We start from the raw sequence: 13,650 nt of genomic DNA on the forward strand, positions 1-13,650 counted from the left end.
CAGAACTGATTGGGGCAGCAGTTCCAGAGCTTCAAAGCTATTTGGGATAGCTGGCGGTTTGATTTCCATGGTTCTACACTACTACTCATCCTTCCCTTTTTGTCAACCCCATCACCTGAATGCTTACGGTAAAAGATTATTTTCTACTGAATCTATAACTTTATTAAATTGAGCTTTGTCAGCTGCAATTTTATCAATTGCTCCTTTTTTAACCCTTGTATCAAACCCATTAAAAATCCATCCTCCAAATTTTGGTTTTCCTTTATTAGAAACAAGTTTGTCATATTGGTTTGATTTCAAATATTTACGTTTACCTTGAATCCAATCATCAATAAATGATGGTAGTACTTCACCAATTAACCCTACACAATAAGCTGAAAATAAATCAGCTGTGCAAGGGACTAAAAAATAATCTGAGCAATACAATGCTAATCTAACTAGTGTATTAAATGAAGGAGCTAAATCGATCAGTACATAATCATAATTAACATTTTTTTCTTCTTCTATTTTTTTTATTAAACTTTCAATAACAAGAAATCTATGAATTCCATTACCACCATTGACATCACTACCAACGTTTAAATAATCAGCAAATGTGTTCAACCAAAAATCACCAGGAATAATATGTATATTTTCACAATATAAGTTTTTATATTTGGGTCTTTTTAAAAAAACTTTAGGATTTTCAAGTGATTGAATATAAGGTTGTATATAGCTTCTAATGGTTTTTCCAAAAGGAAAACTCTCATCATTTTCAAGACATTTTTCAAATTCCTCATACCCAATAACTGCAATAGAAAGATTACACTGAGGATCAAAATCAATAAATAAAACTTTTTTAGCTTTGTCGGCAAGTGCTATTCCCAAATTCCATATAATATTTGTTTTTCCAACACCCCCTTTGTTATTGAAAATTGAAATAACTTTTTTAGTCATGATTTACTCACTTTAATTTTTTCTTAGTGAATAATTAAATTTTACCATTATTGCTGAGGGGGTGACAAACAGCATTATTAGCCTTACTGGGTGTGGGGTGACGGGTGCATCTCATTTTTACTGTTTGACTCGGTGGGTGGAATTGGCATCTTGGTGGAACGGGCATCTTGCCCGTTTCATTTCCGGGCAGGCTGTCCCAACGCTGGCTACGAGGCGGAAAATCAGTGCGAGCCCTTGGGTGGTGCGTTACGGGGCGGGCTGTCCCAACAGTGGCTACGAGGTTGAACATGAGGGCAAGCCCGCCCCTAACGCACCCTACGCTACCAAAAATTCCTATATAATTTCTTGCCTCTTGCCTCTTGCCTCTTGCCTCTTGCCTTACTAGGGAATAATTGCGAAGACCCTTGCTGGGAAACCAGAGCCTTTGAGGGGCTTAGGAAAGGTTACGATTGCGATCGCACCATACTCCGGCACCTGATCCAAGTTAGTCAGCAACTCTATCTGATACTTGTCTTGGCTGAGAATATAATTCTCTAGGGAATAGTCCCCTTGGCTAGTGGCAATTCCAGGGTCAGTATCAGTTGTTTCATGACCGGAAGCAGTAATGTAGCGTTCTTCGTACAGATATTTGAGTACTTCAGCGCTCCAGCCAGGATAATGGGCAATACCATTAGCGTCAGCATTACGCATTTTGGTCATACTAGGCCAAGCCTTAGACCAATCCGTACGCATTGCTACAAATGCCCCTTCTGGCACTAAACCGTATTTCTGTTCCCAAGCTTGTACATCTTCCAGGGTAATTTGATAGTCGGGGTTGTGACTGACCTTGTCGCTGACATCAATTACCACAAGAGGTAGCACCATTTCAGTGACCGGGATTTCATCCTGAAACCGTTTACCCCTAACGAAATGAGCTGGCGGATCAACGTGGGTACCCCACTGACCTGGAATATTATAGCGCTGTGCCCAAAATCCAGACCCCTTGGTGCCAACCATCTCATCGTAGTAGTAGGTTGTGGTGCGTGTTTCAGGATCAAAGCCTGGCCAGTGGGGAATCTGGGGATGAAAGGTATGGGTTAAATCCACAAACTCATGGGACTTTAGTTCTGCTAATTTATCCCAAAGACTGGGGTAGTCAGCGGTTTGGGCAGTGCTCGGGTTTGCCAAACCGACTATGACAATCATGGTTAAGACCAACAAAGCTTTACGCAACATGGCTCTTCCCTAGAAAAATTATCAAATGAAGTATCAAGGATTAAGCATAAAGCATGAAGCATCAAGGATTATAGCGCTACGCGGAAGGCAAGAGGCAAGAGGCAAGAGGCAAGAGGCAAGAGGCAAGAGGCAAGAGGCAAGAGGCAAGAGGCAAAAGTTGACGTGCATTAGCTTTTCAACTTTTATCAATCTCAAACACCTTAATGCGTAGTGCTATAAAACACTTACGCACTTACCCACTCAATTCGACGTCAAACGCTTAGAAATCTGGTTAATTAGCCCACTCACAATTGCTCCAGCCATCAGCACGCCAATGGCGGGAGTAAATACTGGTTCCCAAAGGCTGTACCATAGTTCCAGTCCCAAGGGAATACCAACTGAACGACCAACCAATGCGATCGCAAACCAAAAAAAGCTCAATAAGACTAGAAAAACATCGAGCATTAAAATTTGGTTAAGCCAACGGAGCAATTGCTCTTTCATCTTCAAAATTTCTGGTATTTTAGTTTAATTGTCAACGTTATTAGTTTATTGGTGTGCAGTCATGCTGGTCAAGAGTGAAATAATCGAACTTAAAACCCACGAATCTATCGCTATCTACAATATCACCGATTACATCAGCAAATTTATAGAGGTTACTGGGCTTAAAAACGGTCATGCTTTAGTTTTTTCCAGACATACAACTACTGCGTTAGCCATTAATGAATACGAAGAACGATTACTCGAAGATATTAAAGTCCATCTAGACAAGCTAGCCCCTAAAGATGGTAAATATCTCCATAATGACCTGCACTTAAGGATTGTACCTCCTGATGAGCCGATCAATGCCCACTCTCACCTAATGGCAATGATGCTAAACAACAGCGAATATATTCCTATTATTGATGGCCAATTAGCTTTGGGCACCTACCAATCGGTTTTATTCGTTGAATTAGATGGACCTAGAGACAGAACTGTTTTAATTCAAGTATCTGGTGAAACCTAAAAAATATCTTACTATAAATTGCCTGAAGGAGAACGGTTTAACTAAACACCATTATCCTAATAATAGATAATTATAGATAGAATGAGCTGAGCAAACCCTGTTAATATATTGGGATCAAAGTTGTGTTAAAATAGATAATATTGGACTGGCTCTCACTAAGAATGCTCTTCCTTCTAAGAAGGTCGAGTGTCAACATAGTTCTGTTTGAACTGATTGAAGTAAGTTGAGGGTACCCCATCGAAACTATGCCGAAATTCTGGTTTAGACTATACAGTAGCGCTACCATAGCATCACTTATACTTGCCGCTGGCTTTTGGAAGACTACGCCACTCTACCATGCAGCAAACACACTACTCCCCTCACTAGCAGTATCCCCTGGCAATCAATTAGTCGATCAGGGTTCTCCCCCAGCCTGCTCTGCTATTGATCCGATTACCAAGGGTATGAAAAAAGAACGAAGAGCAACTGCTATGGGACAATTGGCTCGATCAACAGAAGATTGGCATTTTGTGATCAATGAGTGGATTCAAGCCATTGAGGATTTGCAAGCTATCCCAGCAGACAGTCCTAAACGGATTTTTGCTCAAAAAAAAATTGCTGAATATATCAAGAACCTAGAGTTAGCTTACCTAGAAGCAGTAGCAACCACGTCATCCTTGCCCTTCTCTAGTTTTGATAACGACATATTTGATCACCAGTTGCGGCTTTATCTATCCTATATTGCTGCCGTTGGTAGACCTGACATTCTAATTGTAGGTAGTTCCCGGGCATTGCAAGGGCTTGATCCTCAGCAACTCCAAAAATCCTTAGGCATGTTAAGCAAAGGAGAGCTAAAGGTTTTCAATTTTGGGGTCAATGGTGCCACAGCTCAATTTGTTGACTTCCAACTCCGTCAGCTCCTGACTCCAGAACAATTGCCACGGTTAGTTATCTGGGCTGATGGGGTGCGTGCCTTCAATAGTGGACGAGTAGACCGCACCTATCAATCCCTTGTCGCCTCTGAGGGATATAAACGTTTGCTGGCAGGCGATCGCCCCACACTTCCTAAAAGTCAAAAGGAATCAGTGAATACTTGCCAAGCTATTCCTGAGTCTACTATTTCCAGTGTTACTACTAAACTTTATCAAAAATGGGCACCAGAAACTAGACTTTGGGCAACAGCGACCTTAACTTCAAATCGGCAACCTAGACCCTGCAACCTAGACCCTGCAACCTGCAACCTGCAACTGGTGTCCAAACAGTTAACTACCGCCAACACTGGCTATAGTACTTTTGCCATCAATGCTAATGGTTTTCTCCCTATGAATGGAACCTTTAACCCAAAAATTTACTATCGGAGCCATCCAAGAGTGTCAGGGAGATATGATGCCGATTATCAGCCCTTCAGTTTTGCCGGTAAACAGACTACTGCTGTCAATGCTATTAAAAGCTTTTTGAGGCAACAAAAGATTCCTTTAGTGGTGGTTAACTTACCCCTTACCAAAGACTATTTAGATCCAGTGCGTCTGAGTCGTGAACAGAAATTGCAGCAGTGGATGCTCAAACAAACTGATCAAGGATTTATCTTTATCGATATGGGGAGCCAGTGGCTAAACCAAAATCAGTATTTTGCTGATCCGAGTCATCTGAATCAATATGGCGCAGCAGCAGTGGCTAGCGAGTTGGCGGCTAATCCCCAGATTCCTTGGCCTTGACCCAATTCATAACCCAATTCATGACTTCTTGCCCCCTCAATCGAAAATTCGTTTAGGGAGTGATGGAGTGATGGGATGATGGAATAATACCAATTAAAACAGTTTTACTACATTGATGATATAAAACTTAGATAAAAATTATATAAAATTTCGATTAAACTTAGATTAAATTTCGGTTAAATTTATTAGATGAAAGGGTGTTATGTGTATTAAAAATTTAAAATTTAAAATGTAATTATTCAGGTTTTGGGGTGGATTTAGAAGCTCTTTTGAGCATTTTGCCAGCAGAATGACTCAAACTGTATTAAACGATCCAAATTTGCTGGTTTTTGCTGCCAAATTCACAAGTTACAGAGTTTGTCAAGCCCTACACCTAAATAATTACATAGACAATTAACGATTAATAATTAACAATTAACAATTAACGATTTACCTGCATACCAAGTGATTAAACTGGAGGAGATATGATTCCCCCAGTCTTCCTTGCCTTTAAAGGCTAGTTTCTTTACATGTTGTTGAAAGCTTTCGCTTCCAAGCCATACACCCTAAAGCAATAACGTGTAACAGACCCAATATAGAACTTGGTTCTGGTACTTGTTCGATTGAGTAGACAGTAGTTGTGCCACTGACCTCATTATTAACAACTAGCATCGGTGTGTCGTTGGGACTATCCTCTGCTGATATGAACAGCAATCCTTCAAGACCAAGATCCCCTGCTGTACCAGCCTCAGGATCCCCTAGAAAGTCGCGGTTGTTGATGTAATTCACAAAGAATGGATTTTCAGGATCGCTAACGTCATAGACTATGAAGCCACCAATCTGCTCAAAACCGATGAAGGCAAAGGTGCGACCGAATAACTCAACCAGTTTTATCCCCTGGGGTTCCGGACCTCTATTGTCGCTGCGGGTATCAAAGTTGTTTTCCTCAGCCTCAGCGTTGAAGAAATCCGGAAATAGATCAGCAGTTATTTGTTCAAAAGCATCGCCACTGTCAAAAACTAGCTCTAAGTCATCCTCTATTACCTTCCAAATTGAGAAGGAGCGTCCTCCAAAGGCAAACAGTTCGTCAAAGTCACCGTCTCCATCAGGGTCACCATTAATCGTTGACACTTGCAAACGTCCAAGAACATCATCTTCTTGTAGAGCGATCGCATCAGGGAAGGCAGTTGGGTCTAACACTAAGTCATCTATCCGATCATCTTCCTGGAAAAACGTTTCTTCTTGACCGTCTAAGTCACCCTCAATGCGGAGGAAATCGCCTTCGTTAGCAGTCACTAAGTAAGTTATGCCGTCAACGGTATAGACATCAAGTTGGTCTGGCTGGAATAACCCAAACACTGGCCTGTTTTGGATATTGATAGCATCGTCTCTATCGCTGGTATCTAAGCCATTATTAGGCTGACTGTGATCTTTGACACCGAGACCCACAACGTTAGTGAACTCATTAGTTTCTAGATTGAGAACACCAATAGCATTGTTTTCCTGGAGTGCTACCCAGGCAGTTTTACCATCGTCTGAGACAGTGATGTTTTCCGGTTCGAGATCCCGATCAGGGGTAATCGGGGACTCGAATAAATCCTCAATACCGAATTCCTCCTGGGATGAAGCCTCAAGTTCTTCCAATGCATCGACAAAGAGGTTAACTCCCTGGTTTTGGAGATACTGCTTTGAGAAGGAACTAAAGTCTGCAGTTCTGACAGTAGGATGCTTCGGGTCAAGAAGGTCGATAATACTAACCGACCCCTTTGGATTAACGATCTGACCTAAAGTTTCTGAAAAGGCTGGCTCTCCTTCATTGGCAACCAGTAACTTTCTGCCATTTGGGGTAAAGGTTACCGCGTCAGGCAAGGCACCAACTGTTACCGATGTTTTGAAGTTACCGTTGGTGTCAAAGAAAGCCACTGTTCCTGGATCAGTTTGCACTTCATTGGCTACGGAAACCGCTAGTAAGCCATTGCTAGAGGCAATACTGGTTGGTGTTGCCCCAAACGATGCCAGGGGGATGGTGGTGGATAACGAGAGGTTGCCTCCGACAAAATCCAGGACATCGACTTGATTGCTACTAGCATTGGTAACGAATAACCTTTGGCTGAGTGGATCGAAAGTCGATATCTCCGCCGCCCCATCATCGAAGATTCCCGTGGAAAAGGTAGAAATCGGTTTGATGTCTAGGGAGAAGGCGGCGGCAGGTGATGTTAGTATACCCAACAGCAATGTTGAGTTAATGGTTGCTTGTATGATTTTAGGCATTTTTCTATGAGAAATAGATGGACTCTGATCTTTTACCATGGTGTTCCTTGCTCCGTCTAGGTAGAGGTAATACTTAGATACTGTAAATTAAATGCCTCTGATGCAATTTACGATGCAATTTATATGAGCAATTTTTTATATCAGTGAAATTTCGTGTAGTTCTAGTAGTCTTCACTGAAACTTCACAAACTCTTTACTTAAACTTCACAAAGTCTTTAGTCAATCTTTAAATAAGGAATCACCAAAGCCTGATGGGATCACTTTAATTTAAAACCTAATCCAACTTTGTTTCACGCCACTTTGGCGGTAATTTGCAGAATATGATTAAAAAATCATAGCATAGTTTTGGATATATGATTAAGTTTTTATATAAAAAATTAGTTATAACTCTGACTAGTCATCATAATTACTAGTTTTTTTGCTCTAGTTTGATAGTTTAAAAACTAGCTATTTTTAAAAAAACTATTTTTTAAAAAATTATTAGATTAACTATTAGTAAGCTAGAACAGAGTGTGAAACGCCCCCATTATCAATAGTATTTACGGTACTTAAGTAGTCGGACATAAATAAACGGTACTGTCTCGAAAACTGTAAAATGCTTGTAACCTTTACCCCAAAAGGTTTTGTAAATATAGACAAAACTTTATACAGCACCCAAAACTTTTGTCCGACTACTTAAGCTTTTTCCTGCAAATTTAGAGTATCGATCGAGTTATACTACCAAGTCGCATTATTAATTTTAAACTTAATCCTACAACGAATAAAGTTTAAATTAATATAAAATTGTGTATAGACTACCTTTATTTCGTTATTTGTTTTAAAACAAATAACGAAATAAAGGTAGTCTATACAGCAAAAAATGCACAAACAATCACTGAATAAAACAAATTCAATTACTTAAAAGATATTAATAAGCTAAAATTATGTCATTCGATATAGTCTAGTATAAGGTGTACATTAAGAGCCCATAACTATTAAGATATGCAAAAAAAGGCTAGTAAGTAGATCATGTTATGTGACGATATCAAGTGATACCATATAACAAACGCTCCTAGGTTCTAGCACACGCTTTGCATCTACTCCGATGCTCAAGAGTCATTGTCTAACCGGAAGGTAATCTATGACTTCTCAAGAAACCGGAGCTTCGACCTATGCAAGTTCTGCTTTAGCACAGGGTGTCTATGGGGAGGTGAAACTGGTGAAACTAAGGTACTCTCAAAGAGATGATTTTTCGGAGGCAACACCTACGAGGACAAGCAAAAGGCCTTGGGGTAAGACGAATACCTTTTCCCTTTGTCCATCAGGCGAGTGTGTCATTCCCTCAAAGCATGCAACTTGCTCTAGCTCAACTGCACTAAGGTGTTCTGACATTAAGTTTTATTGTATTGATCTTCACCTAACCCAAGGAATTAGTAAGGCATCTACAGTTCAAGGGGATAACCGAATCAGTGAATTTACCTATTGGCTTTTGTGTTGAGGTAGAGTGTCCTGTAGGAAATCGCTATTCTTAAGTAGATTCACTGAAAACTTTGCTAAGTTGGCTAAGGTAGCCATCCTGACATGGCTAACCCTAGTATCTACCTGTGAAGACATCGGTTCTAACTGTAATTGAGAGTAGGACACTATGTTAACCAAGCTGTTAGGAAAAGTTATGCTCGTTGGTCTGCTCACTTCCTTAGTGAGCTGTACTCAACAACCAGAACAATCAAACCCTAGCTTAGAGCCATCGACAATTTCTGAAGACACTAAGGTGATTGTCTTAGGTGATATTTCAAAAAATCCAGCCAAAAAGATTCGCCGCTTCCAGCCCCTGGCAAATTACCTGGCTGACAAGTTGAGTCAGTTCGATATTAACACTGGCGAAGTAAAAATTGCCTCCGATTTTCCGACCATGATCAACTGGCTCAAAGAAGGGGAGGTACACCTATACTTCGATAGTCTCTACCCAGCGATGAGGATTAATCAAGAGTCTGGTGCTCAACCAATTTTGCGCCGTTGGAAACGGGGTGATGCTGAGTACCACACGATTATCTTTACTATGAAAGACCGAGGGATTAAATCCCTAGCTGACCTCAAGGGTAAGAAGGTCGCGTTTGATGATAGACAATCGACCTCTGGCTATATGTTACCTATGGCTTATCTGATTGAAGCAGGTTTGAATCCTAATGAAAAGGGATCAGCCAGTGATGTAGTTGCAGCTAATGAGGTGGGGTATATCTTCAGTGATGATGATGAAAATACTATCCAATGGGTGATTAGCTCAAAGGCAGACGCTGGTGCAGTGGATAACCAGACTTTCAAGCAAGTCCCGGAGGATGTCCGGGACGCCATGACTATCCTGGCTGAGACGGAAAAAGTGCCTCGGCAAGTCGTGATGGTTCCAGGCAATATGGATCCTGAGTTACTGGCTAAGCTCAAGAGTATCCTGACTACCATGCATGAAGACCCCAAAGGCAAAGAAGTGCTGACTAAGTTCCAGAAGACTGCTAAGTTTGATGAATTCCCAACTCTACAGGGGTTGGAAAGGATGCAACAATTATACAACATTGTTGAGAATCGGTAAATTCCATGGGCAGATTTAGCTGGAGACAATGGCCATTAGCCACTAAACTGACAATGACCATGACTAGCTTGGTCATTGTGGCAGTGGCTAGTGTCACCATGCTATCTCTGCACCGTGAGCAACAAACCTTTCGTAAAGAACTCAAGCAACAGGCTGAACTATTGCTTAAGACTCTGATTTTAGTGACTGCTGATGCGCTCTACCTTGCAGATGCTGATTCTTTGGAGCAGGTCATGGAGCAGCTGGGGGAGCAGGGGTTAGTGGAGGAGGGTTTCATCTACCAAAAAGATGGACGTATTGTAGCCGAAGCCAATCCGGTAGACGGTCAGGTGTATAGTCTCGAGAGTAACTCTGTTGGCCAGGAGCTGCTAAGGAGTAAAGATACAGTTGTTAGGTGGGAAAATAACCAACTTTTTGCTGGTAAGGCAGTGATTCTAGGGAATCAGACAGTGGGAGCGATTAGTGTCGGACTGTCTACAGCTCCCCTGAATAATAAAAGTGCTGCGGTACGCAATCAAGGTCTAGTGGTGGCAGTAACTGCAGCGGCTGCTGGTACCCTGTTGGCACTGCTGCTGAGTCGGTCAATCACTGAACCATTGCAACAGATGACTGCTGCAACCAAGCGTCTGGCGGCTGGGAACTTGAACCAGACGATTACTGTTCACACCAAGGATGAGCTAGCGGAGTTGGCAGATTCCTTCAACAGCATGACTTCCCGGCTGCAAAAACTCGTTGCAAGTTTGGAACAGCGAGCTGAAGCTCTGCGCCAAAGTGAAGAGAAAAATCGAGCCTTACTTAATGCTATCCCAGATTTAATGTTGCACTTTAGCAACGATGGTATATTTCTAGATTATAAAGTGGCAAGGAATCAGAACTCTTTTGGGTCTTTTGATCAAGTCTTGGGTAAAACGGTGTATGATGTATTACCACCAGATATAGCTCAACTTTATATCCGCAATGTTAAGCAAGCTTTGGAAACTGGGGAGATCCAAATCTTTGAACATGAGAGGTTTATTAATGGCCAACGCCGCCATTTTGAAGCAAGGATTGTGGTCAGTGGAGATAACGAAGTGCTGACCATTGTCCGGGATATTACGGAGAACAAGTTGGCTCAGATTGAATTGCAACAGGCAAAAGAAGCGGCTGAAGAAGCCAACCATGCCAAGAGTGCGTTTATGGCTAGTATGAGCCATGAGCTAAGGACACCTCTTAACGGTATTCTGGGCTTAAGTCAGTTGCTGTGGGAAGATGCCGAGGAGTTAGGCTATGACGAGTTCGTCTCTGACTTAAAGGAGATTTGGAACTCTGGTACGCACCTGCTCACACTGATCAGTGATGTTCTAGACATTTCAAAGATTGAAGCGGGCAAGATGAACCTGTACTTAGAAAGCTTTGATGTTACCACCCTGATAGTGGAATTGGAAAGCCTTGCTAAGCCACTGATGCAGAAAAAGAACAATAGTCTAAAGATCAGCAGTGCTGACTCTCTCGGGACAATGGTGGCTGACCGGACTAAGCTCAAGCAGGTTCTGTTAAACTTGCTAAGTAATGCTGCAAAATTCACTGAGACAGGCACGATTACTTTTAGCATTAAGCGTGAAGGAAGTAACCATAGGAATGGCAAGAACGAACTCATCTTGGAGTTATCCCAACCTTATTCGAGATCCTCAAGTCCTTCCTACACCACCATCGATATTCCTACCTCCCCCAATACCTTAGCGAATCTCGAATCTGATGATTGGTTGATCTTCTCAGTAACTGATACTGGCATTGGTATGACTCCAGAACAGCTTAACAAAGTATTTCAACCATTTACCCAGGCAGATAATTCAACCACCAAAAAGTATGGTGGAACGGGTTTAGGTCTTTCCATCAGCCAACGCTTCTGCGAGATGATGGGTTGTAAAATTAGCGTGACAAGCCAGATTGGTGTTGGCTCTACCTTTACCATTCGTTGTCCTGCTGTAGTAAATGACCCCAAAGCAGAAACACCTAAGGGCTAAATGGGTAATGGGTAATGGGTTAAGTGAAGGCAAAAGGTAAAAGGTAAAGTTTTCACATGTGAGCTTTCACATTTCACATGACAGCTTTCTTCTTTAATTCTTCATATTTCATCATTCATGATTTGCCTCAAATGCTGTCAGTGATACTATCAAAGTTAAATGCCTTGACCCGAACTCCTGGAACTACGATATTACCGTAGCGCTGTACTTTGCTTAGGGCATCGACTTCTTTCAACATTTGGGGCAGGCTTTGGTTAAAGCGCAGGTTTTTAATCGGGTAGGCAATCTGACCGTCTTCAATCCAGAATGTGCCATCACGAGTCATCCCTGTGACTTCTAGGGTTTTGGGATTGACATAGCGCACATACCAAGCACGATTTACCAAAATACCTCGCTCTGTCTGGGCAATCAGGTCAGCTAGACTTTGGCTAGAACCCGACATGACAATAGGAAACAATAGTCCGGTGGGATCTTTGCCTTTCTGAGCTGCCCAATAGCGGCTATAGTAAAGGATTTGGGGAATACCATCCTTAATCACCTCGGTGTAGCGATTACTCAACCCATCCCGAAAGCAAGTGCCTAATTGGAGTAGGGGATGAGCAGGGTGGCGTTGTACCTGCACTATAGGGCTAAACATTGGCTGACCCAAGCGGTTACCAGTGGCCTTACCGGTTTGATCACTATGGGACATAAAGGAACGTCCTTCATCCGCTGCCCGAGCATCCATATTCCAGATTACCCAAGACAGCAATTCCGCAAAGGCAGCACCATCAAAGATGACTGGGTAGGTGCCTGGATTGACCTGACGGGGGTGACGTGAGGCTAAGGCTCGTTCAATTAGACCTGTTATCGATGACTTCTCTAAAATCGGTAACTGCTCTATGGCAAAGGCGGTGCTATGACTCCAACTTGAACCATCGTCTATACGGGCTGTCACGCTACAGTCTGCCTCTGTACCTTGGTCTAAGGCTCGTAACCCTTGGGAGTTCCCCACAACTCGTAAAAAAGCTTGAGTACTAAGCTTACCCGACCCTTCGACTCCTGCCTTAGCAGTTAAGGTACATACTCCCTTGACTATTTCTCCCCGTTCCAAGGGGGAAAGGTTAGCGGTGGCTTGATCGAAGGCTGGGGTGCGTTGCTCATAATCCTGGGATTCGAGTAGGGGTACCCATTCAGGATCTTCTGGGGCAATGCGAGCCAGTTGTTCTGAACGTTGGATAGTTTGGGCTATTGCCTCTGGGTCTAGTTCTGTTGTGGTAGCAGAGGCACAACGCTTACCGAAATAACTGGTAATGGTAAGTTGGCAGCGTTGGCGGCTGATATTCTGGGTAATCTGATTTTCCGAGAAGCGGCTCAGAAATTCGTCACCAAGGCTGAGACTGACGAATACCCCTTCTGCTTGGGATTGGGCAATAACTGAATCAACTAGGGATAGGGCTTGATCTTTGCGATCGCATATCGGAGCAGCAGCTAGGGTCATTTCCTGTGGGGATGGGCTTGATAAGCGGCGAATTATTCTATTGACACTCCCCGGGCTGTTCGCGTAGCCTCTGGCACTGCCAGTAAGGCGCGGGGATTCCTAGATCAACGAGCCGCCTTAAACCGCCGAGTTCTAATCTTTGACGCCGCCAAAAACTAGACAGTACTTAACCAAAAACCCGTTTAAAACCAAGTTCCCAGTTAATTAACGACAGACCCAGAGGGCAGTTCTCGCGATTGCGTTCGAGTACTTATTGGAAGTGCCTTAAAAAGTCCGTTACTTCCCGTTTCCTCAAGTTCCGGTGTGCCGGAAACGAAACCTTAGAAGAGTGGAGCCTTAATCAAAAAGGTTAAAACTGTTTACTCATAGCCAACTAACTATAAAGGCTCCACTCTTCTTACGGTAACTTCTAACCTCACCGTACTTTGCGGTGCGACCCGTGGCCAATTTAATTCGCCTAGGTCAAGCGCACCGTTTTTGTCTGGCAAAAGTGTTCTTCTGGGTTCACACGCCAACAGTTAATT

Annotated in this window: 11 protein-coding genes; 5 read left to right on the forward strand and 6 right to left on the reverse strand. The window is 42.6% G+C overall.

Annotated features, from left to right (window positions below; all coding sequences use genetic code 11):
* Positions 1–123 precede the first annotated feature (123 nt).
* Positions 124–936, reverse strand: coding sequence for an AAA family ATPase (locus F6K46_RS28235; RefSeq protein ID WP_293117571.1), 813 nt, complete (start codon positions 934–936; stop codon positions 124–126).
* A gap of 90 nt (positions 937–1,026) precedes the next feature.
* Between F6K46_RS28235 and F6K46_RS28240 the strand changes: the two genes are divergently transcribed.
* Positions 1,027–1,221: a hypothetical protein gene (locus F6K46_RS28240; protein WP_293117574.1), complete on the forward strand. Its 195-nt coding sequence runs from the start codon at positions 1,027–1,029 to the stop codon at positions 1,219–1,221.
* Positions 1,222–1,317: 96 nt separating this feature from the next.
* On the opposite strand, the gene F6K46_RS28245 is transcribed toward F6K46_RS28240, so the two are convergent.
* From F6K46_RS28245 to F6K46_RS28255, 3 genes are all read right to left on the reverse strand, one after another.
* Positions 1,318–2,151 carry a cyclase family protein gene (locus F6K46_RS28245; protein ID WP_293063487.1) on the reverse strand — a complete coding sequence of 278 codons (834 nt, stop codon included), beginning with the start codon at positions 2,149–2,151 and terminating at the stop codon, positions 1,318–1,320.
* Positions 2,152–2,184: 33 nt separating this feature from the next.
* Entirely contained in the window at positions 2,185–2,319 is a 135-nt protein-coding gene (locus F6K46_RS28250) for a hypothetical protein (RefSeq protein WP_293063485.1), read from the reverse strand.
* Between the two features lie 72 nt (positions 2,320–2,391).
* Complete coding sequence (locus F6K46_RS28255; RefSeq protein ID WP_071103904.1) at positions 2,392–2,634, reverse strand: hypothetical protein; 243 nt, start codon at positions 2,632–2,634, stop codon at positions 2,392–2,394.
* Positions 2,635–2,695: 61 nt separating this feature from the next.
* Here F6K46_RS28255 and F6K46_RS28260 point away from each other — a divergent pair, with 61 nt between their 5' ends.
* Positions 2,696–3,136 (forward strand): secondary thiamine-phosphate synthase enzyme YjbQ, encoded by a 441-nt coding sequence (locus F6K46_RS28260; RefSeq protein WP_293063497.1) that lies wholly within the window; start codon positions 2,696–2,698, stop codon positions 3,134–3,136.
* A 245-nt stretch (positions 3,137–3,381) separates the two neighbouring features.
* Positions 3,382–4,830: a hypothetical protein gene (locus F6K46_RS28265; protein WP_293063477.1), complete on the forward strand. Its 1,449-nt coding sequence runs from the start codon at positions 3,382–3,384 to the stop codon at positions 4,828–4,830.
* A 489-nt stretch (positions 4,831–5,319) separates the two neighbouring features.
* Here F6K46_RS28265 and F6K46_RS28270 read toward each other — a convergent pair whose 3' ends face one another.
* Complete coding sequence (locus tag F6K46_RS28270) at positions 5,320–7,080, reverse strand: choice-of-anchor I family protein (RefSeq protein ID WP_293063475.1); 1,761 nt, start codon at positions 7,078–7,080, stop codon at positions 5,320–5,322.
* A gap of 1,624 nt (positions 7,081–8,704) precedes the next feature.
* Between F6K46_RS28270 and F6K46_RS28275 the strand changes: the two genes are divergently transcribed.
* Both F6K46_RS28275 and F6K46_RS28280 read left to right on the forward strand, forming a co-directional pair.
* Complete coding sequence (locus F6K46_RS28275; RefSeq protein ID WP_293063473.1) at positions 8,705–9,643, forward strand: phosphate/phosphite/phosphonate ABC transporter substrate-binding protein; 939 nt, start codon at positions 8,705–8,707, stop codon at positions 9,641–9,643.
* Between the two features lie 53 nt (positions 9,644–9,696).
* Positions 9,697–11,646 (forward strand): ATP-binding protein, encoded by a 1,950-nt coding sequence (locus F6K46_RS28280; RefSeq protein ID WP_293063471.1) that lies wholly within the window; start codon positions 9,697–9,699, stop codon positions 11,644–11,646.
* 127 nt (positions 11,647–11,773) lie between these two features.
* Here F6K46_RS28280 and F6K46_RS28285 read toward each other — a convergent pair whose 3' ends face one another.
* Positions 11,774–13,126, reverse strand: coding sequence for a TldD/PmbA family protein (locus tag F6K46_RS28285; RefSeq protein WP_293063469.1), 1,353 nt, complete (start codon positions 13,124–13,126; stop codon positions 11,774–11,776).
* Between the last annotated feature and the right edge of the window lie 524 nt (positions 13,127–13,650).

It is taken from the genome of Moorena sp. SIO3E8 (assembly GCF_010692445.1).
Classification (GTDB): domain Bacteria; phylum Cyanobacteriota; class Cyanobacteriia; order Cyanobacteriales; family Coleofasciculaceae; genus Moorena; species Moorena bouillonii.

Bases quoted from the DNA above. Each gene is read 5' to 3' on its own strand.
- F6K46_RS28245 (WP_293063487.1), bottom strand. From the start codon at position 2,151: ATGTTGCGTAAAGCTTTGTTGGTCTTAACCATGATTGTCATAGTCGGT.
- F6K46_RS28285 (WP_293063469.1), bottom strand. From the start codon at position 13,126: ATGACCCTAGCTGCTGCTCCGATATGCGATCGCAAAGATCAAGCCCTA.
- F6K46_RS28255 (WP_071103904.1), bottom strand. From the start codon at position 2,634: ATGAAAGAGCAATTGCTCCGTTGGCTTAACCAAATTTTAATGCTCGAT.
- F6K46_RS28260 (WP_293063497.1), top strand. From the start codon at position 2,696: ATGCTGGTCAAGAGTGAAATAATCGAACTTAAAACCCACGAATCTATC.
- F6K46_RS28250 (WP_293063485.1), bottom strand. From the start codon at position 2,319: ATGCACGTCAACTTTTGCCTCTTGCCTCTTGCCTCTTGCCTCTTGCCT.
- F6K46_RS28270 (WP_293063475.1), bottom strand. From the start codon at position 7,080: ATGCCTAAAATCATACAAGCAACCATTAACTCAACATTGCTGTTGGGT.
- F6K46_RS28275 (WP_293063473.1), top strand. From the start codon at position 8,705: ATGTTAACCAAGCTGTTAGGAAAAGTTATGCTCGTTGGTCTGCTCACT.
- F6K46_RS28265 (WP_293063477.1), top strand. From the start codon at position 3,382: ATGCCGAAATTCTGGTTTAGACTATACAGTAGCGCTACCATAGCATCA.
- F6K46_RS28235 (WP_293117571.1), bottom strand. From the start codon at position 936: ATGACTAAAAAAGTTATTTCAATTTTCAATAACAAAGGGGGTGTTGGA.
- F6K46_RS28280 (WP_293063471.1), top strand. From the start codon at position 9,697: ATGACCATGACTAGCTTGGTCATTGTGGCAGTGGCTAGTGTCACCATG.